Annotated in this window: 27 protein-coding genes and 1 riboswitch; of the genes, 21 read left to right on the plus strand and 6 right to left on the minus strand. The window is 53.8% G+C overall.

All coding sequences use genetic code 11. From position 1 onward, the window contains the following. Nucleotides 1-58 precede the first annotated feature (58 nt). Complete coding sequence (locus C1A10_RS15810) at nucleotides 59-538, minus strand: amidase domain-containing protein (protein WP_101911168.1); 480 nt, start codon at nucleotides 536-538, stop codon at nucleotides 59-61. Between the two features lie 99 nt (nucleotides 539-637). Further along, nucleotides 638-822: riboswitch (cobalamin riboswitch) on the plus strand. A 139-nt stretch (nucleotides 823-961) separates the two neighbouring features. On the opposite strand from C1A10_RS15810, the gene cbiD reads away from it, so the two are divergent. From cbiD to C1A10_RS15910, 20 genes are all read left to right on the plus strand, one after another. Beyond that, nucleotides 962-2,113 (plus strand): cobalt-precorrin-5B (C(1))-methyltransferase CbiD, encoded by a 1,152-nt coding sequence (gene cbiD, locus C1A10_RS15815; protein ID WP_101911169.1) that lies wholly within the window; start codon nucleotides 962-964, stop codon nucleotides 2,111-2,113. Next, nucleotides 2,110-2,814 carry a precorrin-2 C(20)-methyltransferase gene (gene cobI / locus C1A10_RS15820; protein ID WP_101911170.1) on the plus strand — a complete coding sequence of 235 codons (705 nt, stop codon included), beginning with the start codon at nucleotides 2,110-2,112 and terminating at the stop codon, nucleotides 2,812-2,814. The genes cbiD and cobI overlap by 4 nt, the downstream gene beginning before the upstream one ends. Beyond that, on the plus strand, nucleotides 2,814-3,569 hold the full coding sequence (gene cobM, locus C1A10_RS15825; protein ID WP_101911171.1) for a precorrin-4 C(11)-methyltransferase: 756 nt from the start codon (nucleotides 2,814-2,816) through the stop codon (nucleotides 3,567-3,569). Before cobI ends, cobM begins: the two co-directional genes overlap by 1 nt. After that, nucleotides 3,566-4,609, plus strand: a complete 1,044-nt coding sequence (locus C1A10_RS15830; protein WP_101911172.1) for a cobalt-precorrin 5A hydrolase — start codon at nucleotides 3,566-3,568, stop codon at nucleotides 4,607-4,609. The genes cobM and C1A10_RS15830 overlap by 4 nt, the downstream gene beginning before the upstream one ends. Next, entirely contained in the window at nucleotides 4,606-5,337 is a 732-nt protein-coding gene (gene cobJ, locus C1A10_RS15835; RefSeq protein ID WP_101911173.1) for a precorrin-3B C(17)-methyltransferase, read from the plus strand. The genes C1A10_RS15830 and cobJ overlap by 4 nt, the downstream gene beginning before the upstream one ends. 2 nt (nucleotides 5,338-5,339) lie before the next feature. Beyond that, nucleotides 5,340-6,575 (plus strand): precorrin-6A reductase, encoded by a 1,236-nt coding sequence (gene cobK, locus C1A10_RS15840; RefSeq protein WP_101911174.1) that lies wholly within the window; start codon nucleotides 5,340-5,342, stop codon nucleotides 6,573-6,575. A 28-nt stretch (nucleotides 6,576-6,603) separates the two neighbouring features. Then, on the plus strand, nucleotides 6,604-7,815 hold the full coding sequence (gene cbiE, locus C1A10_RS15845; RefSeq protein WP_101911175.1) for a precorrin-6y C5,15-methyltransferase (decarboxylating) subunit CbiE: 1,212 nt from the start codon (nucleotides 6,604-6,606) through the stop codon (nucleotides 7,813-7,815). Continuing rightward, a complete protein-coding gene (locus C1A10_RS15850) occupies nucleotides 7,812-9,206 on the plus strand; it encodes a cobyrinic acid a,c-diamide synthase CobB (RefSeq protein WP_101911176.1) in 1,395 nt (464 codons plus the stop codon). The genes cbiE and C1A10_RS15850 overlap by 4 nt, the downstream gene beginning before the upstream one ends. Continuing rightward, on the plus strand, nucleotides 9,193-10,251 hold the full coding sequence (cobT, locus tag C1A10_RS15855; RefSeq protein ID WP_101911177.1) for a nicotinate-nucleotide--dimethylbenzimidazole phosphoribosyltransferase: 1,059 nt from the start codon (nucleotides 9,193-9,195) through the stop codon (nucleotides 10,249-10,251). The genes C1A10_RS15850 and cobT overlap by 14 nt, the downstream gene beginning before the upstream one ends. Before the next feature lie 9 nt (nucleotides 10,252-10,260). Further along, the gene (locus C1A10_RS15860) at nucleotides 10,261-10,785 is read left to right on the plus strand and encodes a bifunctional adenosylcobinamide kinase/adenosylcobinamide-phosphate guanylyltransferase (RefSeq protein WP_101911178.1); all 525 of its coding nucleotides are present in this window, start codon (nucleotides 10,261-10,263) and stop codon (nucleotides 10,783-10,785) included. Then, nucleotides 10,782-11,552 (plus strand): adenosylcobinamide-GDP ribazoletransferase, encoded by a 771-nt coding sequence (locus tag C1A10_RS15865; RefSeq protein WP_242968956.1) that lies wholly within the window; start codon nucleotides 10,782-10,784, stop codon nucleotides 11,550-11,552. Before C1A10_RS15860 ends, C1A10_RS15865 begins: the two co-directional genes overlap by 4 nt. Further along, on the plus strand, nucleotides 11,549-11,932 hold the full coding sequence (locus C1A10_RS15870; RefSeq protein ID WP_180951179.1) for a bifunctional adenosylcobinamide kinase/adenosylcobinamide-phosphate guanylyltransferase: 384 nt from the start codon (nucleotides 11,549-11,551) through the stop codon (nucleotides 11,930-11,932). Before C1A10_RS15865 ends, C1A10_RS15870 begins: the two co-directional genes overlap by 4 nt. Nucleotides 11,933-11,940: 8 nt before the next feature. Beyond that, the gene (locus tag C1A10_RS15875; protein WP_101911180.1) at nucleotides 11,941-12,537 is read left to right on the plus strand and encodes a histidine phosphatase family protein; all 597 of its coding nucleotides are present in this window, start codon (nucleotides 11,941-11,943) and stop codon (nucleotides 12,535-12,537) included. A gap of 3 nt (nucleotides 12,538-12,540) precedes the next feature. Then, entirely contained in the window at nucleotides 12,541-13,515 is a 975-nt protein-coding gene (cbiB, locus tag C1A10_RS15880) for an adenosylcobinamide-phosphate synthase CbiB (RefSeq protein ID WP_101911181.1), read from the plus strand. Between the two features lie 12 nt (nucleotides 13,516-13,527). Further along, on the plus strand, nucleotides 13,528-14,586 hold the full coding sequence (gene cobD / locus C1A10_RS15885; RefSeq protein ID WP_101911182.1) for a threonine-phosphate decarboxylase CobD: 1,059 nt from the start codon (nucleotides 13,528-13,530) through the stop codon (nucleotides 14,584-14,586). Nucleotides 14,587-14,592: 6 nt separating this feature from the next. Continuing rightward, on the plus strand, nucleotides 14,593-16,089 hold the full coding sequence (locus C1A10_RS15890) for a cobyric acid synthase (protein ID WP_101911183.1): 1,497 nt from the start codon (nucleotides 14,593-14,595) through the stop codon (nucleotides 16,087-16,089). Further along, nucleotides 16,086-16,613, plus strand: a complete 528-nt coding sequence (locus C1A10_RS15895) for a cob(I)yrinic acid a,c-diamide adenosyltransferase (protein ID WP_101911184.1) — start codon at nucleotides 16,086-16,088, stop codon at nucleotides 16,611-16,613. The genes C1A10_RS15890 and C1A10_RS15895 overlap by 4 nt, the downstream gene beginning before the upstream one ends. Nucleotides 16,614-16,625: 12 nt before the next feature. Next, nucleotides 16,626-17,261 carry a precorrin-8X methylmutase gene (locus C1A10_RS15900; RefSeq protein WP_101911185.1) on the plus strand — a complete coding sequence of 212 codons (636 nt, stop codon included), beginning with the start codon at nucleotides 16,626-16,628 and terminating at the stop codon, nucleotides 17,259-17,261. Between the two features lie 170 nt (nucleotides 17,262-17,431). Next, the gene (locus C1A10_RS15905) at nucleotides 17,432-18,376 is read left to right on the plus strand and encodes a family 2A encapsulin nanocompartment shell protein (RefSeq protein WP_101911186.1); all 945 of its coding nucleotides are present in this window, start codon (nucleotides 17,432-17,434) and stop codon (nucleotides 18,374-18,376) included. Then, nucleotides 18,363-19,832, plus strand: a complete 1,470-nt coding sequence (locus C1A10_RS15910; protein ID WP_242968957.1) for a cysteine desulfurase — start codon at nucleotides 18,363-18,365, stop codon at nucleotides 19,830-19,832. Before C1A10_RS15905 ends, C1A10_RS15910 begins: the two co-directional genes overlap by 14 nt. 104 nt (nucleotides 19,833-19,936) lie before the next feature. On the opposite strand, the gene C1A10_RS15915 is transcribed toward C1A10_RS15910, so the two are convergent. The 3 genes from C1A10_RS15915 to C1A10_RS15925 form a co-directional block, all read right to left on the minus strand. Continuing rightward, nucleotides 19,937-20,134: a DUF4177 domain-containing protein gene (locus C1A10_RS15915; RefSeq protein WP_101911188.1), complete on the minus strand. Its 198-nt coding sequence runs from the start codon at nucleotides 20,132-20,134 to the stop codon at nucleotides 19,937-19,939. Between the two features lie 63 nt (nucleotides 20,135-20,197). Next, nucleotides 20,198-21,790: a putative ABC exporter domain-containing protein gene (locus C1A10_RS15920; RefSeq protein ID WP_101911189.1), complete on the minus strand. Its 1,593-nt coding sequence runs from the start codon at nucleotides 21,788-21,790 to the stop codon at nucleotides 20,198-20,200. Further along, on the minus strand, nucleotides 21,787-22,500 hold the full coding sequence (locus tag C1A10_RS15925; protein WP_101911190.1) for an ABC transporter ATP-binding protein: 714 nt from the start codon (nucleotides 22,498-22,500) through the stop codon (nucleotides 21,787-21,789). Before C1A10_RS15925 ends, C1A10_RS15920 begins: the two co-directional genes overlap by 4 nt. 222 nt (nucleotides 22,501-22,722) lie before the next feature. Here C1A10_RS15925 and C1A10_RS15930 point away from each other — a divergent pair, with 222 nt between their 5' ends. Next, nucleotides 22,723-23,232 carry a ferritin family protein gene (locus C1A10_RS15930; RefSeq protein ID WP_180951180.1) on the plus strand — a complete coding sequence of 170 codons (510 nt, stop codon included), beginning with the start codon at nucleotides 22,723-22,725 and terminating at the stop codon, nucleotides 23,230-23,232. Nucleotides 23,233-23,331: 99 nt separating this feature from the next. Here the strand turns inward: C1A10_RS15930 and C1A10_RS15935 are convergent, their stop codons facing one another. Further along, nucleotides 23,332-24,534: an amidase domain-containing protein gene (locus C1A10_RS15935; protein ID WP_101911192.1), complete on the minus strand. Its 1,203-nt coding sequence runs from the start codon at nucleotides 24,532-24,534 to the stop codon at nucleotides 23,332-23,334. Nucleotides 24,535-24,728: 194 nt separating this feature from the next. Then, nucleotides 24,729-26,657: an oxidoreductase gene (locus C1A10_RS15940; protein WP_101911193.1), complete on the minus strand. Its 1,929-nt coding sequence runs from the start codon at nucleotides 26,655-26,657 to the stop codon at nucleotides 24,729-24,731. Nucleotides 26,658-26,667: the final 10 nt, after the last annotated feature.

Below are 26,667 nucleotides of genomic sequence, written 5' to 3' on the forward strand. Positions count from 1 at the left end.
GAATGATAGGACTATTTTACAGAAAAAATTTCCGTACTTCAAGATACCTTCAGAAAATTTACCAGCGCCGGACGCCTTCAATATGCAGATATCTGGCCTGGGCGAATGTATAGCTGGAGAGCGGACGCAGATGCGCGTCATACGTGTGGGTAGAGATCGCAATCGGGTCGGTTCCCGTAACTAAAAGCGAGTGGTACCACCTGTCATCCTCATTTCCAAGCTGGATAACGTCTCCCAATTGGATATTGTCGGCATTTACTACGCTGGCAAATGGGCCGACCGACCGGTTTTGCGTCAGAAACCGATACAAAAACGGGACGCCGCTCCATGCGGCAGATCTGTCACGTGAGTTATTAAAGTACCAGCCGGTATCTTTTTGATAGTTCATAATGCCGCTTCCGGCGTAGATGCACTGGGAAATAAAATTCGTGCAGTCTCCGCCCATGCCGTCGAATGAAAAAAATCTTGGGTTGCGGTCAAACGCCCAGTGTTCCGCATATTGGACAGCGCTGTCACGGCGATAAGGGACAATCGTCATTTTGCTTCCTCCTTCAAATCGTGTTACTGCATCCTACGCAGTTCACTTGACTTTTGCAAGTGATTCGATTAAAATTTGAATAGTACTTTTAGCAAGTTTTAGTAAACGAGTATCATGGATTGTTTATAACTGTACGTGAAGTGGGGAAGCGGGTGAAAATCCCGCGCAGGGACGCTGCTGTGAGTGTGGAGTGAAGGCTTGTGATGCCACTGGGATGTTCTCGGGAAGGCTAGCCCGAGCAGAGAAGCATAAGCCAGAATACCCGTCCGTATGATGCAAGCGAGGCTCTGCGTTTCCCCGGAGCGTTGATTTTTCAGGCATGCAGCCGTTTTTTGTGTTGCATGCCGGCAGGTGAGAAATTTCAGCCATTCGGGAATTGATTCCGAATGGCTTTTTGATTGCGCGGAAGGGGTGTGAGACGCTTTGCCGGACAGATTTGTGGTAAACGGGGGGAAAAAACTGCGCTGCGGTTATACCACCGGCTCATGCGCCGCAGCTGCCGCAAAAGCCGCGGCGCTGATGCTTGCGACAGGTGCGGCGGTAGACCATGTTTCTATCAGAACGCCAAAAGGCGTTTGTCTGCGGCTCGAAGTCGAGGATGCGCACATACACTCTGACAGTGCGAGCTGCGCTGTCCGGAAAGACGGCGGGGATGACATTGACGCAACGGACGGCGCGCTGATTTACGTGAGAGTTTCACTGAACAGCAGCGGAGAAATTTTGGTGGACGGCGGAGAGGGAGTGGGCCGCGTTACGCGTGCGGGCCTTGACCAGCCTGTCGGCGCCGCCGCAATCAACCGCGTTCCAAGGCAGATGATCGTGCAAAGCGTCCGGGAAGTGCTCGCCGGGGCGTTTGGGCAGGACACCCGCCGAGGCGCGGATGTGACGGTATCTGTGCCGCGCGGGAAAGAAATTGCGCGGCAGACGTATAATCCCCGCCTTGGCATCGAGGGCGGAATCTCGATTCTCGGGACGACCGGTATCGTGGAGCCAATGAGCGAAGCGGCTCTGCTTGATACGATCCGAACGGAACTGAACATGCTCAGGGCGGCGTCGGATGCGCCGGTCCTTGTTACGCCGGGCAATTATGGAGAAGAATTTGCGAAGAAGATGCTCGGCCTGAATTTGTCCCGCTCGGTGCTGTGCAGCAACTTTTTGGGCGATACGCTGGACTACGCGGCCTACTTGGGTTTTCAGGGAGTGCTGCTGGTTGGCCATATCGGAAAACTGGTCAAGCTGGCAGGCGGTATCTTTCAAACCCATTCCCGTGCCGCCGATGCAAGGATGGAGATCCTCGCGGCGCACGCGGCGATGGCCGGCGCTCCTCAGACACTGGTGCGGGGGCTGATGGACGCGCCGACAACCGACCGCGCGCTGGAACTCTTAAAACAGCAGGGCCTGGCCGAACCTGTAGTCCGCACCTTGCTTCAAAAAATGGAAGAACATCTGAAACACCGGGCGGGGCAGATGCAGACAGGAGTGATCCTGTTTTCCAGTCAATCCGGCATGCTGGGGCAAACATCCGAAGCGCCGGAACTGCTGAAACAATTCAAAAAGTCGGAGGAACCTGAATGAGTGGTATTTTATACGGTGTGAGCGTAGGGCCGGGAGATCCGGAGCTGATGACTTTGCAGGCGGTCAGGACCCTCAAAACCTGCGATGTGCTTGCAGTCCCGCGCTCCTCCGATGAGAATGACAGGGTGGCTTATGAGATTGCCAGACATGCCGTACCGGAGATCGTTGAATGTGAAGTGGTTGAACTTTACATGCCGATGACGCGCGATCAGGAAGAACTTCGCCGTACCCGCGCGGCTGCTGTGGGGCTCCTGACGGGGCTGCTCTCTGCTGGGAAGAATGTTGCTTTCCTGACTTTGGGAGATAGTTCAATCTATTCGACCTATAACTACCTGCACAACGCTGTAAAGGAACAAGGCTTTACTGCAAAGATGCTGCCCGGCGTCCCCTCCTTCTGCGCGGCGGCAGCCTGTCTGGGGGAGGGGCTGACCCAGCCCCATCTGCCGCTGCATATCCTGCCCGCCTCTTACAGCGGACTGGAAGAAGGGCTGGACTGCCCCGGTACAAAAGTCCTGATGAAAGCCGGAAAATCTCTGCCCGCGGTGATGGAGGAACTGCGTAAACGCGGCCTGCTCTCTCATACCAAAATGGTACAGCGGTGCGGGATGGAAGGCGAGCGGGTGTTCCAGTCGCTGGAAGACGCTGATTTTTCTTCCGACTATTTTTCGATTGTAGTTGTAAAAGATGGGGAGGCACGCTGATGGTACATTTTGTAGGAGCAGGCTGCGGCGCGCCTGATTTGATCACTGTGCGGGGGCAGCAGCTCCTGCGGGAGGCCGACGTCATCATTTACGCGGGTTCGTTGGTAAACCCCGCGCTGCTGGAAAATGCGAAACCCGGCTGTGAAATTTACAACAGTGCGCAAATGACACTGGAACAGGTCATAGATACCATGAGAAAGGCGGAAGCTGACCATAAAACAACCGTCCGCCTGCATACAGGCGACCCCTCCATTTATGGGGCCATCCGGGAACAGATGGACCTGCTGGACGAACTCGCAGTCAGCTGGGACGTCACCCCCGGCGTCAGCTCCTTCTGCGGGGCGGCTGCCTCGCTGGGCGCGGAATATACGCTTCCGGATGTTTCCCAGACCGTGGTTATCACGCGCATGGAGGGCAGGACACCGGTGCCGGAAAAGGAAAAAATCAGAAGCCTGTCTGCGCATCAATCCACTATGGTGGTCTTTTTAAGCGCGGGCATGACGGAGCAGCTCAGCGCACAGCTGATTGAGGGCGGATACAGCCCGGAAACCCCGGCGGCCATCGTCTATAAGGCATCGTGGCCGGATGAAAAGCGGATTCTCTGTACGGTTGCACAGCTTCCGCAAAAAGCAAAAGAACACGGGATTTCCAAAACTGCACTGATTCTGGTGGGGGATTTTTTAGGCAGGAGCTATGGGCGTTCTAAATTGTATGATCCCGCGTTTTCCACCGAATTTAGGGAGGCGGGCCGATGACGGTATCACTGATTGCGTTTTCCAGAAACGGTGCGGCCATTATGGACGCCATAGCCGGCCGCCTGTCCGATCGCGGGGAAACAATATTGGAAGCCTGCCTTCTGCATGGGAATTCAGCCGCGCAGACTTCCCTTCAGGAATGGACAACACATGCGTTCCGCGGGGACGCCGTCATTTTTGTAGGGGCGTGCGGGATTGCGGTCAGGGCGATTGCCCCATTGATTAGGGACAAGCTGGAAGATCCCGCGGTGATTTGTGTGGATGAGCGTGGGCAGTTTGTGATTTCGCTCCTGTCCGGTCATGTCGGCGGGGCGAACGCCTTGGCGGCCACGGTTGCGAAAGCGGTCGGGGGAACGCCGGTCATTACGACCGCCACCGATGTGCAGGGCAGGTTCGCGGTCGATGTTTGGGCGAAGGATTGCGGCCTGCGTCTGTGTGAACGGCAATATGCCAAGGAACTTTCCGCCGCGCTTCTGGATGGCAAAACGGTGGGAGTTTTCAGCGATTTCCTGATCGACGGGAGCCTGCCGGACGGAATGGCCGCCGCGGATTCCGGGGACCTCGGGCTTTGCATCTCCTGGGATACGCGGGTTCAGCCGTTTCTCCATACGCTGCACGCGGTTCCTCAAACGGTGACTGTGGGGGTCGGCTGCCGCAGAAATGTTTCGGCAGAGGCATTTGAACACACTGTTCTTGACTTCCTGAGGCAGAACCGTATCGCGATAGAGGCAGTAGCGTCGCTGGCGACGATCGATCTCAAATCGAATGAGCCGTGTATCCGTGCATTCTGCGAGAAATACCGGCTGCCGCTTGTGACGGCTTCTGCGGAAACGCTGGCGGCTGTCGAAGGGGAGTTTACAGCCTCTGAATTTGTGGGGAAAATTACGGGCGTGGATAATGTCTGTGAGCGGGCCGCAGTGCTTGCCGGGGGAGGTACGCTCCTTTTCCGCAAGCAAAGCCGGGACGCGGTTACCGTGGCGGCTTCGTCACCCGATTGGAGGGTTTGTTTTGAAGGCAAGCCGGAAGGGATCTATCCATGAAAAAAATCTATGTTGTGGGACTTGGGCCGGGCAGACTGGAAGAAATGACCCGGCACGCGATGGCTGCGCTGGAGGAAAGCGAAGTGATTGCAGGCTATGATGTGTATGTCGATCTGATCCGGATACATTTCCCGGGGAAAACGTTTCTTTCCACGCCGATGCGGCAGGAAACCGAACGATGCCGCCTTGCGCTGGAACACGCGGCGGCGGGCGAGACCGTATCGATGGTGTGCAGCGGCGACGCGGGGGTCTATGGGATGGCGGGCCTGATTTATGAAACGGCGCAGCAGTTCCCCCCTGTCGAAATTGAAGTGGTGCCGGGCATTACCGCGGCATGCAGCGGCGCGGCGCTTCTGGGCGCCCCGCTGATTCATGATTTTGCCGTGATCAGCTTAAGCGACCTGCTGACGCCGTGGGAACTGATTGAGCGGCGGCTTGACGCGGCGGGGGCGGCGGATTTTTGTATTTGCCTTTATAATCCGTCAAGCAAAAAACGGCAGGATTATTTAAAAAGGGCCTGTGAGATTCTGCTGCGCCACCGCTCGCCGGATACAATTGCGGGCATTGTGCGCAATATCGGCAGGGAGGGCGAAACCGCACAGGTAACCGCCCTGTCACAGCTCTTAACGATACAGACGGATATGTTTACGACCGTATTTGTTGGAAATTCACAAACCAGAAACATAAACGGAAAGATGGTAACACCAAGGGGTTACCAGGGAGAGTAATCATGCCGAATTTTCTAGTGTTTGCAGGGACTTCCGAGGGCAGACGGATTGTGGAATGGCTGGCAGGCTGCGATGTGCACGTGTGTGCATGCGTGGCGACAGATTACGGGAAAAGCCTGCTGCCGGAGAATGTCGAGGTGCTCGCGGAAAGGCTCGATGAAGAACAGATGACCGCCCTTCTGCAGGCGTTCCAGTTTGACTGCGTCATAGACGCGACCCACCCTTACGCAGCGGTCGCGACAAAGAATATCCGCGCGGCCTGCGCCGCCGCGGATACGCGGTATGTACGGCTGCTCCGGCCCGCCGGAGTGACCGGTGACTGCGTATATGTGGAAAATATACAGCAGGCGGCCGACGTGCTCAACGTGACTACCGGGAAGGTTCTGCTGACAACGGGCAGCAAGGACCTGCATATCTTTACACAGATTCCAAATTATCAGGAACGGATTTTTCCGCGCGTGCTTCCGACGGTGGAATCGATTGAACGCTGCCTTGCGCTGGGCTACCCCGTCAAAAATATCATTGCCATGCAGGGCCCGTTTACAAGGGAAATGAACGGGGCGATGATGCGCCAGATCGGCGCCGGTGTGCTTGTCACAAAAGAGTCGGGGGACGCGGGCGGCATTTCGGAAAAGCTGGGCGCGGTACAGGACGCCGGCGCAATCGCAATTGTGGTGGGACGCCCGCGAGAAGAAACCGGGATGCTGTATGAGGATTTGGTGGAGCTGCTGGCTTATGATTTTGCGCTCCGGCCAAAACCTCGGCCCCAAAGGGAGACGGCGTATTTTCCCGTATTTGTTGACTGGTCAGCCAGCAGAGTTATTTTGTTTGGAGGCAGCGCAAAAGCGGCGCACTGGGCAGCTACCCTGCTGCCGTTCTGCGGCAGCCTGACAGTTGTTTCTCCCCAGACCGTACCCGAGCTGGAAACACTGGAAGCCATCATGATTCGCCGCCCCTACCGGCGCGGGGACTGCGCGGGATACGACATGGTTCTGGCCGCTGCCGACAACCGGGACGTCAACCATGCAATCTACGAAGAATGCACGCTGGAAAACGTACCGGTTCATGTTGCGGACGCGCCGGAAGAATGCAGTTTTCATCTGCCGGAGCTTGTTCGCATGGGGAGTGTTATCGTAGGAATCTCCGCCAGCGGGAAGGATCAGAAACAGGCTAAGGCTCTGATCAAAGAAATTCGTTCGCGGATAGAAGCGGCCACGCCGCAGCCTGAAAAAGAATGAACTGCAGACAGATCAGAGGGGGATTTGCTTGAAAATCTATATGGTTGGCGTCGGCATGGGAAATCCGAAGCTGCTGACAGCCCAGGCGGCGGAAGCCGTTGCTGCAAGTAACTGCCTGATCGGCGCTCAAAGAATGCTGGACTGTTTTCGGGAAAGCCGTGCGCGGAAAATTGCCGCCGCAACCCCTGAAAAAATAGCGGAAGCGATCTTTTCCCAGAAAGAACCGGAGCCGGTAGCAGTGCTGGTGTCAGGGGACTGCGGATTTTACAGCGCAGCAAAGGGCCTTTCGCGGCCGCTTGAATGCGAGGACGTGGAATATCTGCCGGGCATCAGCAGCCTGCAGTATTTCTGCGCAAAACTGCGGATTGCATGGGATGATGTCAAACCGATCAGCCTGCACGCGGGGGAACAGGATTTATTAGGAACGGTAACCACCTCTGAAAAAACATTTGTGCTTTCGGGAGGCAGCCGCAGCGCCCGGGAAATCTGTACCCGCCTGTGTGAAAACGGGTTCGGGGACTGCGCAGTGCATATAGGCGAACGGCTGTCCTATCCGGATGAAACCATCACGAGCGGAACAGCGAAGGCACTTTCTTCTCAGGAATTTGACCCGCTGTCGGTGCTGTTGATTCAGAATGCGGGCGCTTTGCGCAGGCTGCCGCCGGTCACTCACGGGATACCTGACGACCGTTTTTTGCGTGGGGATGTGCCTATGACCAAGGAAGAGGTGCGCGCGGTCTGCATCGCCAAGATGCGCCTTCGGCCGGGGCAGACCGTCTGGGACATCGGGGCGGGTACAGGCTCCGTTTCGGTGGAAATCGCGCGGGTCCTGCCGGGCGGCGTAGTCTATGCGGTGGAAAAAGAGGCGGATGCCATTGCTCTGCTCAAACAGAATCAAATGAAATTTGGCGTCCCCAATCTCAAAATCGTACAGGGGATGGCCCCCTGGGCATTGTCTGACTTGTCCGCACCGGACGCGGTGTTCATCGGCGGAAGTTCAGGGGGAATTTCACCGGTGATCGATTTGGCTTTGCAGAAAAACCCTGCGGCGCGGATTGTTGCGAATGCGATTACGCTGGAAACGGTGGGCGCGGTATTGAATTGTTTTAACCGTCTGGAAATGGAGCAACAGGAGATTGTGCAGCTTTCGGTTGCAAAATCCAAAACGGTGGGTGGCAATCATATGATGATGGGGCAGAACCCCATTTATATCCTCAGCGCGGGAGGAGAACGGCGATGAGCAGGCTTCAGCCGCTGCCAAGGATTCTGTTCGCGGCACCGTCCAGCGCAAGCGGCAAAACAACGGTGACCTGCGCGGTTCTGCGCGCACTGGCAAGGCGCGGCCTGAAAGTGGCCTCGTTTAAGTGCGGACCTGATTATATTGACCCGATGTTCCACCGCAAAAGTGTGGGGACGGCAGTTTCCTCCAATCTGGATTTGTTTTTTTCGGACAGCAATACGGTGAAACGCCTGATGGGGGAACAGGCACGGAATGCCGACCTGGCGGTGCTGGAAGGGGTCATGGGGTATTATGACGGCTTAGCGGGCAAAAGCGTGGAAGCGTCGACCTACGCGGTTGCCGAAGCGACGCAGACTCCGGCTGTGTTGGTGGTCAACTGCCGCGGCCAGTCGGTTTCAATTGCCGCGCTGGTCAAAGGATTTCTGGAATTCCGGAAAGACAGCCGGATTTCAGCAGTCGTTTTTAATCGTCTTTCGCCGATGCTTTATCCGGAACTGAAAGCGCTGGTGGAACAGGAGTGCGGTGTTGCTGTTGCGGGCTTTTTGCCGCCCATGACGGACTGTACCCTCGAAAGCCGGCACTTGGGGCTTGTTACCGCCGATGAAACGGAAGATATCCAAAGGAAGCTTGATTTGCTTGCCGCGCAGGCGGAGAAGACCATAGACCTTGATCTGCTGCTGAAACTGGCGGATTCCGCTCCGGCGCTGGAATACGAAAAGCCCCGAATTCCGCAGCTATCGGAACCGGTGCGCATCGCGGTTGCCGATGACCGTGCCTTCTGCTTCTACTATCAGGACACCCTGCGTCTGCTGGAAGAGGAGGGAGCCGAACTTGTAACGTTCAGCCCGTTAAGGGACAGCGCTTTGCCGGAGCAGATCGGCGGGCTTTATCTGGGCGGCGGATATCCCGAACTTTATGCAAGGCAGCTTTCGGAAAACGCCGCCATGCGGGGTGCTGTCAAACATGCCATAGAGCAGGGAATGCCGACGATTGCGGAATGCGGGGGATTTTTGTATCTGCACCGCACCTTGCAGGACGTGGACGGAATCCCATTTCCGATGGCCGGGGTACTCCCCGCCGACGCATTCAAAACGGAGAAATTGTCTCGCTTTGGCTATGTAACGCTGACAGCGGCGCGGGACAACCTGCTTTGCCTGGCGGGGGAGTTCCTTCCGGCTCACGAGTTTCATTATTGGGACAGCAACAACTGCGGGAATGATTTTACCGCGCAAAAGCCGCTGCGCAATACGAGCTGGAAATGTGTCCATGCAAAAGGGAACCTTTGGGCCGGCTTTCCGCATCTTTACCTTCCCGCTGTGCCAAAGGCGGCTTACCGGTTCCTGAAAGCCGCTGAAACCTATCGAAAGGATCTGCAAAATGACGCTGAATGAACTGACATCACAAATTAAACCGCTGGACATGCGGTACTGCGAAGCGGCCAAACGGCGCTGGGACAGCATTGCAAAACCCCTGAACAGCCTTGGCGCTATGGAACAGATCATCTGCAAAATCGCAGGGATAACCGGCAGTGCGGATGTGGACATCAGCCGCCGCTGTGTAACAGTTTTCTGCGCGGATAACGGCGTTGTGGAAGAAGGCGTCACCCAGACAGGCAGCGAAGTGACGGCAGTTGTCACCGAGAATTTTACAAAAGGCAAAGCCAGCGTCAACGCGATGGCACGGGCCGCTCACTGCGAGGTCATTCCGGTGGATATCGGGGTGGAGCGGGATGTGCATGGGGACGGGCTTTTGATCCATAAAATTTCGCGGGGGACCCAAAACATGGTGCGGGGGCCCGCCATGACCCGTGATCAGGCGATCGAAGCGATTGAATTCGGGGCAAGTCTGGCGAAAAGTTTAAAAGAACAGGGGTTCCAACTGATTCTGACGGGTGAAATGGGCATCGGGAATACGACGACCAGCTCGGCTGTCGCGTCGGTTCTGCTTGGAAAAGCGCCTGCGGAGGTTACGGGGCGGGGAGCCGGGCTGAGCCGGGAAGGCCTCATGCGCAAAATCGCCGCAATTGAAGCCGCGATCGCAAAGAACAAACCGGACCCCGCCGATGCGGTGGATGTGCTTGCCAAGATAGGCGGATACGACCTTGCGGGGCTGTGCGGTATCTTTTTAGGGGGCGCCGCTGTGCGCCTGCCGGTTATGATAGACGGCTTTATCTCCGCAACGGCGGCGCTGGCGGCATCCCGCATCTGTCCTGCGGTTACCGACAGCCTGCTGCCTTCTCACTGCTCCAAAGAACCTGCCTCGGCGATGCTGATGCAGGCACTTGGCCTGCGCCCCTTCCTCTATGCCGACATGTGCCTCGGGGAGGGAACCGGCGCGGTTGCGAGCCTGCCGTTTCTGGATATGGGGCTTGCCGTCTACCGCGAAATGAGCACGTTTGAAGAAATCAAAGTGGAACAATATCAGCCGCTGAATTAGGAGAACAAGATGCTGACACTGGTAACCGGAGGTTCGGCAAGCGGAAAATCCGAATTCGCCGAACAGCTCCTTTTGACATCCAAGGCAAGAAACCGTGTCTATCTGGCTACGATGGACCCCTGCGACAGGGAATGCCAAGCCCGGATTTTACGGCACCGTGCCGCGAGGGCGGGCCGTGGATTTCTGACGATCGAGCGCGCCGTCGGACTTTCCGGGACAGTGCTTCCGGAAGACAGCGCGGTTTTGCTGGAATGCCTTTCAAACCTTGCCGCCAATGAGCTTTTTTCCAAAGCGGGCGCGCACGAGCTGGCGTTTGAAGAAATTACAGGCGGTTTGGACGTTATTTGCGGCCAGGCAAAAGAGATTGTCGTTGTATCAGGTGAGGTGTTTTCGGACGGAGAGCCCTATGACCCGGAAACCCTGCGTTATCTGGAACTGCTGGGCCGCCTGAATGCCGCGATTGCCCAAAGGGCTGACCGGGTGGTGGAAGTGGTCTGTTCCATCCCGGTCTATCATAAGGGGGCAAAACTGTGAAAACATGGTGCCGTTCTTTTGCAGTCGCGTTTGCAATGTATTCCAGGATTCCCATGCCGCAGGTCGAATGGGCACCTCAAAGTATGCGGTATGCGCTTTGCTTTTTTCCCCTCGTCGGGGCGGTGAACGGAGCCCTGCTGTATCTCTGGCTTCTGTTTTGTACCCGTTTGGGTATCTCGCAGGTGACTGCCGCCGCCATAGCAGTGGTTCTGCCGGTTGCCGTGACGGGAGGAATCCATCTGGACGGCTTCTGCGACACGGTTGACGCGCTAGCTTCTCATCAGCCGCCCGCCCGCAAGCTGGAAATTCTCAAAGACCCGCACATCGGGGCATTCGCGCTGATCGGCTGCTGTGTCTATTTTTTATTGCAGTTTGGTCTGTGGGCGGAGTACCGCTTCCGGCCTGAAACTGCGTGGGTGCTGTCGCTTGGGTTTGTGCTGTCCCGCTCGATGAGCGGTTTTTCGGTGGTTACATTTCCTTGCGCGAAGACCAGCGGTCTGGCCGCGGGATTTTCCAATGCCGCGCAGAAAAACGCGGTGCGAGCGGCAATGGCGGGATACGCACTTGTCAGCACAGCTCTAATGCTGTACCTTTCGCCATTTGCCGGCGGTGCGGCAGTTTTGGGTGCTGCTGCGGTTTTTATTTGGTATCAACGCCTGTCGATGAAGGAGTTCGGCGGGATTACGGGCGATCTGGCGGGCTGGTTTTTGCAGGTCTGCGAACTTGTGATGCTGTTCGCGGTCGTCGTCATGGGGGAATGGAAATGAAATTGATTCTTGGGGGCAGGCAGCAGGGAAAGCTGGAACTGGTCAAAGCAGAATATGCCTTAAAACCGGAAGAAGTCTGTGACGGCGCGCTCTGCCCGCTCGACCGGATACCGCAGGCTCGCGCTGTCAACCATCTGCATCGTTTGGTCAGGCGGCTGATGGAGGCGGGGAAAGACCCCGCTGAATGGGTGGAACAGGCTTGCCTGCAAAACCCGGAGATTATTTGGATCACCGATGAAATCGGCTGCGGAATTGTGCCCGTTGACCCTTTGGAACGGGAGTGGCGGGAAACCACCGGCCGCATCTGTTGCAATCTTGCGCAGCGCAGCGACCGAGTGGAACGGGTATTCTGTGGAATACCAACTGTGCTGAAAGGATGACGCGAAAGATGGACATTTACCTGATCCGGCATGCACAAACGCAGGGCAACCTGGAGCGGCGCTATATCGGGCGTACGGATGAGCCGCTGTCCGACGCGGGGATAGCGTGCTTCTGCAACCTTGCGTATCCGGCGGTCAGCCGCGTGATTACGAGTCCGATGAAACGCTGTCTGCAAACCGCTCAGATTTTATACCCGATGCAGGAGCCGGTGATTGAAGAAGATTTCAGGGAATGCGATTTCGGTGATTTTGAAGGGAAAAACCACGCGGAGCTGGAAAACGATCTGGCATATCGCAGTTGGATTGCCGGCGGCGGGACACAGGCTCCGCCGAACGGCGAATCGATGGGGGCGTTTAAGCGCCGCTGCTGCGATGCATTTGCCGCTGCGGTGGAACAGGCGTTTTCGGACCGCTTGCTCGGTATCGCGTTTGTCACGCATGGGGGAACGATTATGGCGATTCTCGAGCGGTTCGCCGTTCCCGCAAGGCCGTTTTATGACTGGCAGATTGAGAACCTCGGCTGCTGGAAAGCAAAGGCATCCGAACCGGAATGGATGGATCGGCATATACTGACAGATTTGGAACGATTTTATGCGGGGGAATAAGCAATGTTTTATGCTGTTTCGGCGGTAGTGCTGGGCTTTTTGCTGGATCTGGCCCTTGGCGATCCGCACTGGCTGCCGCACCCGGTCCGGCTGATCGGCTGGCTGATTGCCCGCCTGGAACAGCTGATCCGCCCCGTGCTGCCGAAAACGCCGCGGGGGGAGCTTCTGGGCGGCATCCTGCTGACACTGATTGTGGTGGGCCTGTCCGGAGGCGTCAGCTGGTGCATGCTCCATTTTGCCGCCGTTTATCTGGGAAAACTGCCCGCGTATCTGCTCGAAGTAGTTATGTGCTACCAGCTCATTGCCGTCAGATCGCTGAAAGCGGAAAGCATGAGGGTTTACCGGGAACTGCAAAAAGGCGACCTTGCTTCCGCGCGAATCGCGGTTTCTATGATCGTGGGGCGGGACACGGAAAAACTATCCCCGGCGGGGGTCGCGAAAGCGGCAGTGGAAACCGTGGCCGAAAACACCTCGGACGGCGTCGCTGCGCCTCTGTTTTATCTTTTGATTGGAGGAGCACCGCTTGGCTTCTGCTATAAAGCAATCAACACGCTGGATTCCATGATCGGCTACCGCAATGAGCAGTATCTCTCTTTCGGGAAGTTTGCAGCGAAACTGGATGACGCGGTGAATTTTATCCCTGCGCGCTTGTGCGCACTGCTGATGATTGCCGCCGCGTTTTTTACCGGGCTGGACGGCCCGGGAGCATTCCGCATCTGGAAGTGCGACCGGAAAAACCATAAAAGCCCCAACAGCGCCCAGACCGAAGCGGCGTGTGCCGGGGCGCTTGGCGTTCAGCTTGCGGGCAATGCCTTTTACGGCGGTGTCCTGTTTGAAAAGCCGACCATCGGGGACGCGCGGCGCATGGTGATTCCGAATGACATCCGGCTCGCCAACCGGCTGATGGTTGTTACCTCCCTGCTGTCACTTGCCGCCTTTTCCCTGATGAAGTTATTGATCATCTTCCTTTTGCACTGATAGGAGAACATTATGACCGATTTCGCTCACGGCGGAGATATTTACGCCTATCCCGATAAACTGCTGGATTTTTCCGCCAATATCAGCCCGCTGGGGCTTCCGGACAGCGTACAATCCGCACTGACTGCTTCCATTGAAAGTTGGTCGGGATATCCCGACCCTTATTGCCGGAAGCTGAAAGCCGCGATTGCCAGACACCATACGATTCCGGAAGCGTATATTACATGCGGCAACGGGGCGGCGGAATTGATCTACAAGGTCGTGCAGGCGCTGAAGCCCCGCCGTGCTCTGGTCACCGCGCCGTCCTTTTCCGAATACCGGCAGGCGCTCTCTCTGATGGGATGCGGGATTCTCGATTATTTTCTGGATGCGAAGGACGGCTTTTGCGTGACGGAGAAGCTGCTGACCGTACTGAACCCGCCGCTGGAACTGCTGATCCTATGCAATCCGAACAACCCTACGGGGCAGACGATGGAACCGGGTCTGCTGAATAAAATCATCAAAACCTGCGCGGAGAAAAAAATTCATATTTTGCTGGATGAATGCTTTATTCCGTTTTTGGAGGATGCGGACGCACATACGAAAATCCCCCTGCTTTCGGAATATCCGAATCTGCTCATTCTGCGGGCGTTCACAAAATTCTACGCGATGGCGGGCCTGCGTTTGGGGTACCTGCTGTGTTCCGATGAAGAGCTGCTTCAAAGAATTTCGGTCTGCGGGCAGCCGTGGAGCGTTTCGGCTCCGGCACAGATCGCGGGCGTGGCGGCGCTGGCGGACAGGGAATATGCGGACAGGCTTCGGCATGTGATTCGAAAGGAACGCGCCTATCTGACCGGTGCCTTAAAACAATTGGGGCTGTGCGTGATCGGATCTCAGGCAAATTATCTGTTCTTTCAATATAATGGAATGAATCATTTGAAGGAACGGCTGCTGAAAGACAAAATCCTGATCCGTTCCTGCGGGAACTATCTTGGGTTGGATCTGGATTTTTACAGGGTGTCGGTCCGGACACATGTAGAGAATCAGCGGCTGATAGAGGCTATTGCAGGAATCATCGGAGAGGAGGGGTAAGAGGATATGGCAAAAACCATTATGGTGCAGGGGACGATGTCCAATGCTGGGAAAAGCCTGCTGGCGGCGGCGCTCTGCCGGATTTTCCGGCAGGACGGCTATTCGGTCGCCCCGTTTAAATCGCAGAACATGGCGCTGAACTCCTATATTACGCGCGAGGGGCTGGAGATGGGGCGCGCGCAGGTCATGCAGGCGCAGGCGGCCGGAATCGAACCGTCTGTGCGGATGAATCCGATTCTGCTCAAGCCGTCCAGTGATACCGGCTCGCAGGTCATTGTAAACGGTGAAGTGTTGGGGAACATGAGCGCCGCCGAATATTTTAAAATGAAAGGCAGTCTTGTCCCGCAGATCATGCAGGCGTTTCACAGCCTTGCGGAACAATATGAGATCCTTGTGCTTGAGGGGGCGGGAAGCCCGGCGGAAATCAATCTGAAAAGCGACGACATTGTCAATATGGGGATGGCGAGGCTGGCCAAAGCTCCGGTCCTGCTTGCGGGGGATATTGACCGTGGGGGCGTTTTCGCGTCCCTTGCCGGCACGATGATGCTGCTGGAACCGGATGAGCGCGCGATGGTAAAGGGACTGGTGATCAATAAGTTTCGCGGAGACAAGGCGATCCTGCAGCCCGGGCTGGATATGATTGCAAAGATTACCGGTGTGCCCGTCCTGGGAGTCATCCCATATCTGCATCTGGATATTGACGATGAAGACAGCCTTTCCGAGCGTTTGGAGAAAACCGACTCTTCGGGACTGGTGGACATCGCGGTCATCCGACTCCCGAGGCTTTCGAATTTTACGGATTTTAACGCGCTTTCCGCAATCAAAGGGGTCTCCGTGCGTTATGTGAAAACGGTTTTTGCATTGAAATCACCGGATTTGATTATCCTGCCCGGCACAAAAAATACAATGGAGGACCTGATGTGGCTGCGGCAGTGCGGGCTGGAGTCCGCAATTCAGAAATTCGCGGCGGCGGGCGGCGCAGTATTCGGCATCTGCGGCGGATTCCAAATGCTTGGCGAAACCCTCAGCGACCCGGAGCATGTGGAACACGGAGGCATCATGAAGGGCATGGGGCTGCTCCCGGTTGCAACTGTCTTTGAACCGCAGAAAACCCGCACCAGAGTGACAGGCTGGTTTGGAAAGATGGAGGGAGTGCTCAAAGGACTTTCAGAAGTTCCAATTGAAGGATATGAGATCCACATGGGCAGGACAGAATGCGCTGACACAATCAGCAGCCTGCTGACCGAGGATGGCGAGACTAAGCAGGACGGCGCTGCTTCCGGTAATATTTACGGAAGCTATGTGCATGGAATTTTTGACCGCCCCGAGAGCGCAAAAGCCCTGGTGATTGCCCTTTGCAAAGCAAGAGGGGTCGATTGGGGCAATCTGGAGACCTTTGATCCGGTTGCTTACAGGGAACAGCAGTACGACCTGCTCGCGCAGTCTGTGAGGGAAAGTTTGGATATGGAAAAAATCTATGAGATTTTGGAGGCGGGTATATGAATCAGGGGCTTGTTCATGTCTACTGCGGAGACGGGAAAGGAAAGACAACCGCGGCAATAGGGCTGGCGGTCCGCGCCGCGGGATGCGGAAAACAGGTGCTGATCGTGCAGTTCCTGAAAGGGCAGGAGACGGGGGAACTCCAATCTCTTGCGCGGATTCCTGAGATCACTGTTTTGCGGGGAAAGGCAAGCAGCAAATTTACTTTTCAGATGGACGAACGGGAATTGCAGCAAACCTACGACCTCAACTCCAAAAATCTTCTGACAGCGGTGGAAACAGCGCGGGAAGGCAAATGCGACCTGCTGATTCTGGACGAAATCCTTGGGGCCTTAAGCTGTGATTTGATCGACAGCGATCTTCTGCGCAGCCTGGTTGAGAAGAAGCCGGAAGCGCTGGAGCTTGTGCTGACCGGACGCAACCCTCCTCGATGGCTGCTTGACCATGCGGATTATGTCACCGAGATGGTAAAGCGCAAGCATCCGTTTGATCAGGGAATACCGGCGCGTAAAGGAATTGAACTGTAAAGGGGAATTGCCATGAAGGTGCAGCTGCAAAATGTGCTTCCGGCCGACATCGAACGGCGCAGTATGGAAATCATCGGGGAACTTCTCTGCGAGCGGGGCATTACGCTGGACCCGGTGCAGGAACCGGTCATCAAGCGGGTCATCCATACAACAGCGGACTTTGACTATGTAGAAAATCTGATCTTTTCACAGGACGCTGTAAGAAAGGCGCAGAAAACCATCCGTGAGGGCGCTTCGATCGTAACGGATACGCAGATGGCAAAATCCGGAATCAATAAGAAGGAGCTTGCACGCTATGGGGGAGAGGTGCTTTGCTTTATGTCGGACGAAGATGTTGCCGTCGCTGCCAGGCAAAACGGGACGACGAGGGCTAGTGCCAGCATGGATAAAGCGCTGTCTGTTGGCAAGCCGCTGATTTTCGCGATCGGGAACGCTCCGACCGCGCTTGTCAGGCTGTATGAACTGATCCAGGAAAAAAAGCTGTTTCCGGAGCTGGTCATTGGGGTGCCGGTCGGGTTCGTCAATGTGGTCGAGTCCAAGGAACTTATTTTGCAGGCTCCCGTACCCCATATCGTGGCGCGCGGGCGCAAAGGCGGCAGCAATGTCGCGGCGGCAATCATGAACGCGATTTTATATAGCATGCAATAAGAAAGCCGGTGTGCAGTCTGCACACCGGCTTTTTGTACGAGAAAATCCCGTGTTAGACGCGGGGTTCCGTGGAGCTTTTGCGATGAAAAAACTCCTTTTGACGATGATGGGTATTTTTTGGAATATCTGAAATAATAAACCTATAGTTCAGAGTTTAAAGGAGACTGCTTATGTCGGATAATACAAAGGATCTTAACGCTTTGTCTGCAAGAGCGGCATATCAGCTTGCAGATGTTGTCAAAACTGTACCGCAGTTTGAATCGATTACTCCAAGATGGCTTTGCAGGCTGATGGAGTTCAAGCCGCTGAAAACGGGTGTGTTTCGGCTGAATAAGGTTACGGAAGGGCATACGCCGCTGGATATGCTGTGCAACCGGACCGGAAATGATAACATTCCGGAAGGATTTGTAGATTATGTTACCAAGCCGCGGGAGTATATTTTAGATTCGATTTCCACGATCATCAATATCAACACGCGGGTATCGGATATCTACAATCATCCGTATGACCAGATTCATGAACAGATTCGATTGGCGGTCGAAAGCATCCATGAAAGACAGGAAAGCCAGTTTATCAATGATGAGGATTACGGGCTATTGCATAATGTTGCGGATTCCCAGCGTCTGAAAGCGCGGGGCGGATTCCCTACGCCGGACGATCTGGATGAGCTGATTACGAAAGTATGGAAAGAACCCTCGTTTTTTCTGGCGCATCCCAAAGCAATCGCCGCGTTCGGACGGGAATGTACAAAGCGTGGGGTCCCTCCCGTAACGGTAACCTTATTTGGATCCCCTTTTATATCCTGGCGTGGGATTCCGTTAATACCGACAGATAAGCTGTTCGTGGATGGGCAAAGAAATCCCGGGAACGGCAAGGGCAAAACGAATATTCTGCTCGTCAGGACGGGCGAAAAGAAACAAGGCGTGATTGGCCTCTATCAAACCGGACTGCAGGGCGAACAGTCTAATGGGCTGTCGGTTCGATTTATGGGAATTGATAACAAAGGAATCGGAATCTATCTGTTATCCCTGTACTGTTCGGCAGCCGTATTGGCGGATGATGCCCTCGCAGTATTGGAAGATGTGGAAATCGGGAATTATTATGACAATGAATAATACTGGATTGTTTGTCAGCGATGAGCAAATCGATGCTTGCGTGGGGGCTTTCAAAGAAAACAATATTGCGGATACAAAACTGATTGAACAAATTGCCAACACGTATTTTTCGGCCTTTAAGACAAGCGGTGAAGGCCCCGACCAGGTGCAGGATGAACTTAGCAATACCATTTCCGCTGTATTTACGCAATCGGGCCTCCTTCCGGAAGGGTGGTCGCTGCCCGATTTATGGAACTCCCGGTATGATATTGATGCAATCCGGGCTGATTTTCCCATCCTGTCCGAAAAGGTAAATGGAAAAGACCTCGTTTGGCTGGATAATGCAGCGACGACACAAAAGCCAAAGTGCGTCATTGACAGGCTCACCTATTTTTATGAGCATGAAAATTCCAACGTCCATCGGGGAGCGCACACACTGGCGGCACGCGCGACAGACGCATATGAAGAAGCACGGGAAAAGATACGGTACTTTCTGAACGCGCCGTCATCATCGGAACTTATATTTTTGCGCGGAGCAACCGAAGCAATCAATTTAATTGCGCAGACATATGGAAAAGCGAATATTGGGGAAGGCGACGAGGTACTGATCTCGTGCCTCGAACATCACGCAAACATCGTTCCGTGGCAGATGTTATGCGCCGAAAAAGGCGCCAGTCTGCGTGTAATTCCGATAGATGAGAGCGGGCAGGTTAATTTGAACGAATATGCTCGGATGCTCGGACCGAAAACAAAGATCGTGTCGCTTGCGCATGTATCGAACGCGCTTGGTACAATTGTGCCGGTTGGAGAGATGATATCCGCCGCCCACCGGTCCGGGGCGAAAGTGGTGGTAGACGGCGCACAGGCAATTTCCCATATCAAGGTGGACGTACAGGCGCTTGACGCTGATTTTTATGTCTTCTCCGGGCATAAGGTTTATGGACCGACCGGGATCGGCGTACTGTACGGAAAATTGGATATCTTAAATCAAATGGCGCCGTATCATGGCGGAGGCAACATGATACGCGATGTTACTTTTGAAAAAACGCAGTATCAGGCCGCCCCGCACCGGTTTGAGGCAGGTACAGGAAATATCGCCGACGCGGTGGCGCTTGGAACTGCGATTGATTATGTTTCCCGGACAGGAATGGATGCCATCCGAGAACATGAACATTCCCTTCTGGAATACGGACAGGAAGAGCTGCTGAAAGTCCCCGGAATAAGGCTGGTCGGCTGTGCTAAACAAAAGACGAGTATTCTTTCTTTTGTCGTACAGGGGATATCCAATGAGAAAATCGGTCAGGCGCTGAATGCGGAGGGCATAGCCGTCCGTGCAGGCCACCATTGTGCTCAACCGGTTTTGAGACGGCTGGGAACAGAAGGCACGGTTCGGGCATCGCTGGGAATGTATAATACAAAAGAAGAAATTGATAAAATGGCCTGGGTTTTAAAAAGTGAACTATCAGGCCGTTTATAAAAGGGCAAACAAATCTGAAAAACAGAAAGGAAAAACCCGCAGAGCAGCTTGTCAAGCCGACCTGCGGGTTTTTCCTTTCGTACTCCAAGAGATAATGAGTTTGCTTACCGAATCTTACGTTTCAATATCGAGATGATCCACCTTGTACTTCCATAGCTTTGAGCGGCAGCGACGGTGCTTACTAACTCCCATCCCTGCAACCCTAACTCATTCAATTCATTCTGAAACACACCTTGGTCGACTTTCCCTCCAAACACTCCTTTGGCGTCAGTAAACAGTGTTTTGTATTCAAATTGCTCCATATTCTCATGCTCCAATCGATATCATTGATAGTGTCAGATTCCGTAATTGGCATATCGTATTGATCATTGCTTTCCGGTTCTCATTACAGGCATATCCGACCGGTGCAAAACTCCCTTTGAAAACGCGAAACAGCCGAATGCGGCAAAGAGCTCCCATAATGCCAGTATCCCGCACCCAAGCAAAACGCCAATGTCGCCGAACATGCTGCCAATGACAATCGCGGCGATCAGGCCGGGCAGCATAATGACCAAAACTGCAATGGTATAAATGACCATCAAAAGCCCGGCGCTGATGTCCGCGCCCGTCCAGCGCAGCGAAAGATAGTTGATGCCCAGGAGCAAAAAGGAAAACAGTACGTAAACCGCGATGGCCGCAACAATCAGCAGAACGGACGCGCCCGTAATAAGTCCCGCAGTGAAGAAGATGAAAATGGCTTCCACCAATACCTTGAACGCGATCTCCACGTTGCTCCAGACGATTTTACGAAAAGAGCTCTCAGGGATCAGATAGATATAATGCACATAAAGCTCCTTCAGGCCCCGTCCCGTCCCGATCAGGAATATCTGCATCCACATCAGAACCTGCAGAAGCGTGATAATCCCCCCGCCTCCGTCCTTCAGCAACAGGGAAAACAAAGCCGCGCCCAATACCGTGATGACGGATGACAGTCCCCAAAGGCCAAGCCGGTTTGCACGGAAGGATTCCCGCAAATGCTTATAAAAAAGGGCGCTTGCTCCCAAACCTCCGATGCCGGTTCTGGAAACCTTCACTTTTTTCGTCGAGGCGGCTTCCGTATTCATGTTCCCTTGGGATATGACACGTTTTTTCTCAAACGCGGTTTCCGTAGCAACCAGCACGTCTTCATAATAATCGGGATTGCTCAGGGCGATATAAAGGATCAGCAGTGCCGCTGAAAGCAGAATTAGCCCGAAAAACAAAAGTCCGTTCCCCACATCGCCGGAAATCAATGAAATGACACCTTCCGACGCCCAGCCCGCCACCGGAGCCCAGGCGATGAAAGGGGAACGCAGCGTGTTTTCCAGCGCCAAAAGCGGATTGCCGGTTTTAAAAAACTGCACGCCGGCATAAACGATCAACGGAAGAAAGACCAGGACGGAAATCACCTTGACCATAAGCTTGCGCGAAGGGTTTCCGTTTGTCAGGCTGTATATCAAAAGCGACAGGATCTGGAGCAGACAGACGGCCAGAATAAATCCGAGCAGTAAAAGCAGCACTGCGTCAAAGCCAATGCCAAAGCTGGTGCCGAGGGAATTGCTTTGGAACAGAATAAAAAAGCCTGCCCCAAATGCCATCTTTGCCATGCGGATGATTCCATACATCAATATCAGGCGGGGGCTGACTGGGGAGACGAACAGGAAATTGACGTCGTTCATGTCGAAAATGACGTCGCCGTTTGACAGCCCCTTTTGTATGGCAATCGCAACAAACAGCAGAGTGAACAAGAAAAAAATGCCCTTGAGCCAGATGATGTCAAGCGTGCTGTCTGCGCTTTGGCGCGTAAACATTGAAAGGATAAGGACCCCGCCGAGCATTGCAATGACAAAGATCCATAATATCAGTTTTGCAGGTTTTCGCAAAAGCTCCAGAAAGCTGTTTTTTACGCTCCTTGCCAGCAGAAAAACGAGGCTGCTCATGACTTGCCCTCCTGGCTGTTACCTTCCGTAATGGCAAAATAAACGTCCTCAAGGCTCTGGTTTGCATCAAGGTCCGCGCGGCGGCAGACGCGTTCTATTCTCCCCTTAACCATAATATAGGTTACATCCCAGTTTTCTTCCATACTTTCGATCATATGGGTGCTGACGAGCAGGGCGCAGCCGCTCTCCCGCAGCTCCGAAATGACCGCTTTCAGCTCGCGGATACCATGCGGGTCAAGGCCGATAAGAGGCTCATCCAAAATAATGGCCTTGGGCTGCGGAAGGAGCGCGCAGCACACGCTTACCTTTTGCTGCATTCCTTTTGAAAGTTCTTTGCCTAACTTCATCTTTTTGTCGTCCAGTTCAAATCTTTGGAGCAGTTTTTCCGCGTTTTCCTCCCAGGTGCTCAGCCGATACGCTTTAGCAATGAATTCAAGATGCTCCGCCACCGTCAGCATCGGGTACAGCACGGGAAACTCCGGCACATACCCCAAAAGCCGCTTTGCCTCTGTTGTATGGTTTTCATACCCGCCGATAGTAACCGAGCCGTCAAAACGCAGAAGTCCGCAAACTGACTTTATCAGAGTTGACTTTCCCGCGCCGTTTGGCCCGAGGAGCACGGCAAGCTCGCCGCTGCCCACCGACAGGGTAATGTTGTCGTTGGCCTTGAACCTGCCGTATTTTTTCGTCATGCCAAGAACATCAATCATAAAATCTCCCTTATCAATCAAGAAAAGTAATTTTTTTATTAGTATAGCACAATTGAACGCCCGAATTCAAATCACTGAGAGCAGAACCGTAAAACGATGCCGGCCGCCAACTTTGAAACCGGTAAAACTCATTGCCGTCCCGAAAAATAAATTGTTTCCTGCTCTATCTTTGCGCCGTCCCGCATATGCCTGTAATAGATGCATCATGTCAGGAGGCGTAGTATGAAAGATTTGATTTCACCGGAACGATTCCGGTCGAATGCTCCTTACCCTGCGGTAACCATTCGCGACGGCGACCAGCGTTATGCCCGGATGATTTCCGATGCCTACACTGGAAAAGGGTCTGAAACGACCGCAATTGCCCAATATAGATTTCACCGGTTACTCCTGAATGAACTGCCGGATATCTATACGGCTTATCAGCATATAGCGGCGACAGAGATGATTCATCAGGATTTACTCGGAAACCTTCTTAAAAATTTGGGCATGGCGCCAAAATTATGCTCGGGAACAGTCAATCAGTTCTGGAGCGGAAAATTTCCCGACTACAGATGTAAATTGCCCGATATTTATGAGGCCGACGCGCAGGGGGAGAGGAACGCCATCGCTCATTACTCCATGTTGGCTGAACGGATCAAAAATGAAAGTATGCAGGCGTTGTTCCGCCGTATCATCCTGGATGAAGAACTTCATCTGTCTTTTTTAAATTCTCTGATTGCTGAATTCAGATAGAATCCCAACCCTTTTTTCGTTCGAAGCACAAAAAATGAGGCGGCGGAACTTCGTACGTACCGCCGCCAACTTAAAAGATCATGTTAGCTGCAACTTTTATCATTTTATAAAATACGCCGGATTAAAAAAGCGGAGATCAACATTTACAAGATCCGAGTAATAAACAAAGCAGCCCGGCGAATTTTGAGCAAACATAAGGGTAGAGCTGTCAACCAGGAGCAGGCTGTGGTTGAACCCGTCACCGCCTGAGTTTCTGGTGTGAACTTGGACAAGGCCGCCGGTTTTGAGCTGTTTAATGGAGTTGACAAGATATCCCCGAAGCCCTTTTTGCTTTTGAAGTATCGCGTAGTTCCAAAAATGCTGAACATTTTCCCATGCGGGTGAGCCTCCTCCTGCCCCCGCATACCATTCGGAAGTCATAAACGAGGGCTCGTTTTCCCCCTCACCGAATCCATTCAAAATACATTGCGAAGTGAAATTGGCGCAATTGCCCATCCAGTCTCCGATGTCATAAAACAAAGGGTTCGGAGATTGACAATAGGCTTTGGCATATTCCGCCGCTTTTGCACCATGATAGGAAAAAGCGCCGTTGGGTATGTCGATTTGATTGTCTGAGGGGATTTCCCGGAACTCTCTGGACAACTCCTCCAGCATTTTCTCTTCAGACGGCAGTTCAAGCTTCGCGTTTCGCCCATATCTGCGCACAGAACCGGGGAAATAATGAAACGTAATGATCCAGAAATCATCGACTTGCTTCAGCCTCATGGTGTGCTGTGCGTTCATTGCAAATACAGGAGGGTAAGCCCGGCTTTTTTCCCCGGTAATCGTAAAATGAATGGTCAGTTCATCTTCATTCGAAATTCCACGGTTTTTCCAGAATTCCATACGGATGTCTTCCGGTTCCTGGTCATAAGTGATTGTATAAGGATATGCCTGCCTTTCAACATAGCAATCATGATTTTCAGCAAGCAGTCTCCTGCGCTGAATCAGTGTTTTTAGCCATACGGCAGAATTTTGATTGGCTGTTATGCTCATGTCCATCAAATGGCTCATGTCGATATAGTCCAAATCTATATATGCTTTATATTGCAGCTCAAAAAATTTTTCAATGGTCTCCTGTGCAGTCAGGCCTGCCGTTTTAATTGCCTGATATGACAGTTCGCTTGGATCGGAGGAACTGCTCATAACAGATGAACCGGCTGATGAGTCGGCGGCGCTTTCTGCACCATGCGGGATCTCATTTTCAGAGGCACATCCTGCGAACAGCAGGCAGAAACATAAAAAACAGATATATTTCATCATGTAAATACCCTCGACGACGTTACAAAATTTTGATAAATACTATTATATCAAAAAGACGTACGTAAGTCATGAATGAAAATTGTCGATTTGATACGATCTTTTATTGTGTTGATTTCTACAATCAATAGCGAACACATGGTATTAAAATAGCCAGACGCGTGATGACGCGTCTGGCAGTATCATCATTTGACTTCTTAAATTTTTACAGCCAGCCTGGCGGCTTCCTCAATGGCATCCACAATTCTCCGCGGTTTTTCCGCATCGCCGATCACATGGAGGGATGGCACTTTTCCTTCCAGCGCGGCCTGAAGCGGGTTGTACGCTTTTGAACCGACCGCCAGAACCACCATATCGTAACCTGAAAGTGTTAGCTCACCGGAACCGGTGGAGCATATCGCGCCGTCGGCGAGGAATTTTTCTACCTTGGTATTGGTGAGAATATCAACACCGCCCTCTTTCAGCGCCCTGAAAACAAAAAACTGAATACTCGGGTGCAGCCCCGCGCCCGCCTGATCCAGCATTTCGACAACGGTTACCTGACGGTTCTGTGTCAGCAGGTATTCCGCGGTTTCAAGCCCGACCAGCCCGCCGCCGACAATCAATACGCGTTTGCCCACCATGACCTGACCATTCAACACATCAACAGCCTGCACGACCGGTATACCTTCGTTGGGGATGGCCGGCGCGGCCGGCGTTGCGCCGGTTACAAGAATTACCTCATCGGGCTTCAGGCCGAGAACAGCCTGCGCATCCGCCTCGGTGCCAAGCCTCATATCGACGCCGTATTTTTTGCACATTGTGGCATAAAAGCGGATTGCCCTGGTCAGTTCATGCTTGAAGGGCGGCACACTTCCGGGGATAACCTGCCCGCCGACCTTTTTATTTTTCTCAAACAGCGTGACCTGATGCCCTCTGGCCGCACAGACCCAGGCGGCCTCCAGACCACCCATGCCGCCGCCAACGACGACGATGTTTTTGGTCTTTTCAGCTTTGTTAATCTGCATGAACCGCTCATGCCCGGTGAAGGGATTGATCATACAGGAAACGCCGTGGTCATTCGGGTCAATACCGGGCGCGCCGTTGCAGCGCGTTAAACAGCCGACACAGGGGGAAATCTCGTCCGCTTTGCCTTCCTGAACCTTGTTGGGAAATTCCGGGTCGGCCAGACACGCCCGCCCGAGCGCAACGAAGTCTGCAATACCGCTTGCGATCACATCCTCCGCCATAACGGGATCGATGATGCGGCCGACGGCAATTACGGGGATATGAACCGCCTGCTTGACTGCCTGCGCTGCATCCAGATTAAATCCCTGTGGTACATTAGCCGGCGGGACCATGTATGGCATGCTGGCGTAAACGCCTGTGGATACATGGATTGCGTCCGCGCCTGCCTCCTCCAGCAGTTTGGCAATCAATACGGTTTCCTTCAGTTTTCTCCCGCTTTCCACCCGCTCGTCACCGCTGATGCGGAAGATAACGGGAAACTCCTTACCGCATTTTTGTTTGATCTTCTGGATCAGCTCTATGGAAAAACGCGCCCTTCCCATCAAATCGCCGCCGTATTCGTCAATGCGCTTGTTGCTGTAGCTGGACATGAACTGCGCGGGCAGGTAACCGTGCGCGCCGTGAATTTCCACGCCATCAAAGCCTGCGGTTTTCGCGCGGAGCGCTCCGTCGCCGAATTTTTCAACAATCTCATGAATCTCATCGACGGTCAGTTCCCGCGGCGGCTCCATATTCACGGGGCATGGGATAGGTGACGGAGCAACCGGCTGCAAACCGGTAAAGTGGGAAGTGGTCTGCCGTCCGGAATGCTGAAGCTGCATGAAAATTTTGCTTTCCTGTGTGTGAATGGCATCCGCCAGCCTTTTAAAGCCGGGGATGCAGTCGTCGGAATAGTTCACGAGTTGCCCGGGAAGCGCCTTTCCCTCCGGTGAAATGGCTGTGAACTCCGTAATCAGCAGACCGAAGCCGCCCTTTGCGCGCGCGGTGTAGTAAGCAATCAATTCATCGCCCACGCTTCCGTCTTCTTGCCCGTGGTGGGAGCCCATGGCGGGCATGATGAAGCGGTTTTTCAGTTCAACCCGACCGATTTTTCCTACGCTTAAAACCTTCTCGTACATACGATACCTC

The organism is Marasmitruncus massiliensis, from assembly GCF_900186535.1.
Taxonomy (GTDB): Bacteria; Bacillota; Clostridia; order Oscillospirales; family Ruminococcaceae; genus Anaerotruncus; species Anaerotruncus massiliensis_A.

Coding starts and splice junctions, on each gene's coding strand:
- C1A10_RS15860 (WP_101911178.1), top strand. CDS start 10,261: ATGCTGACACTGGTAACCGGAGGTTCGGCAAGCGGAAAATCCGAATTC.
- C1A10_RS15850 (WP_101911176.1), top strand. CDS start 7,812: ATGAGCAGGCTTCAGCCGCTGCCAAGGATTCTGTTCGCGGCACCGTCC.
- cobK (WP_101911174.1), top strand. CDS start 5,340: ATGCCGAATTTTCTAGTGTTTGCAGGGACTTCCGAGGGCAGACGGATT.
- cobI (WP_101911170.1), top strand. CDS start 2,110: ATGAGTGGTATTTTATACGGTGTGAGCGTAGGGCCGGGAGATCCGGAG.
- C1A10_RS15890 (WP_101911183.1), top strand. CDS start 14,593: ATGGCAAAAACCATTATGGTGCAGGGGACGATGTCCAATGCTGGGAAA.
- C1A10_RS15900 (WP_101911185.1), top strand. CDS start 16,626: ATGAAGGTGCAGCTGCAAAATGTGCTTCCGGCCGACATCGAACGGCGC.
- C1A10_RS15925 (WP_101911190.1), bottom strand. CDS start 22,500: ATGATTGATGTTCTTGGCATGACGAAAAAATACGGCAGGTTCAAGGCC.
- C1A10_RS15915 (WP_101911188.1), bottom strand. CDS start 20,134: ATGGAGCAATTTGAATACAAAACACTGTTTACTGACGCCAAAGGAGTG.
- C1A10_RS15920 (WP_101911189.1), bottom strand. CDS start 21,790: ATGAGCAGCCTCGTTTTTCTGCTGGCAAGGAGCGTAAAAAACAGCTTT.
- C1A10_RS15940 (WP_101911193.1), bottom strand. CDS start 26,657: ATGTACGAGAAGGTTTTAAGCGTAGGAAAAATCGGTCGGGTTGAACTG.
- cobJ (WP_101911173.1), top strand. CDS start 4,606: ATGAAAAAAATCTATGTTGTGGGACTTGGGCCGGGCAGACTGGAAGAA.
- C1A10_RS15895 (WP_101911184.1), top strand. CDS start 16,086: ATGAATCAGGGGCTTGTTCATGTCTACTGCGGAGACGGGAAAGGAAAG.
- C1A10_RS15870 (WP_180951179.1), top strand. CDS start 11,549: ATGAAATTGATTCTTGGGGGCAGGCAGCAGGGAAAGCTGGAACTGGTC.
- cobM (WP_101911171.1), top strand. CDS start 2,814: ATGGTACATTTTGTAGGAGCAGGCTGCGGCGCGCCTGATTTGATCACT.
- C1A10_RS15935 (WP_101911192.1), bottom strand. CDS start 24,534: ATGATGAAATATATCTGTTTTTTATGTTTCTGCCTGCTGTTCGCAGGA.
- C1A10_RS15875 (WP_101911180.1), top strand. CDS start 11,941: ATGGACATTTACCTGATCCGGCATGCACAAACGCAGGGCAACCTGGAG.
- cobD (WP_101911182.1), top strand. CDS start 13,528: ATGACCGATTTCGCTCACGGCGGAGATATTTACGCCTATCCCGATAAA.
- C1A10_RS15810 (WP_101911168.1), bottom strand. CDS start 538: ATGACGATTGTCCCTTATCGCCGTGACAGCGCTGTCCAATATGCGGAA.
- C1A10_RS15830 (WP_101911172.1), top strand. CDS start 3,566: ATGACGGTATCACTGATTGCGTTTTCCAGAAACGGTGCGGCCATTATG.
- C1A10_RS15910 (WP_242968957.1), top strand. CDS start 18,363: ATGACAATGAATAATACTGGATTGTTTGTCAGCGATGAGCAAATCGAT.
- cbiB (WP_101911181.1), top strand. CDS start 12,541: ATGTTTTATGCTGTTTCGGCGGTAGTGCTGGGCTTTTTGCTGGATCTG.
- C1A10_RS15905 (WP_101911186.1), top strand. CDS start 17,432: ATGTCGGATAATACAAAGGATCTTAACGCTTTGTCTGCAAGAGCGGCA.
- cobT (WP_101911177.1), top strand. CDS start 9,193: ATGACGCTGAATGAACTGACATCACAAATTAAACCGCTGGACATGCGG.
- C1A10_RS15930 (WP_180951180.1), top strand. CDS start 22,723: ATGAAAGATTTGATTTCACCGGAACGATTCCGGTCGAATGCTCCTTAC.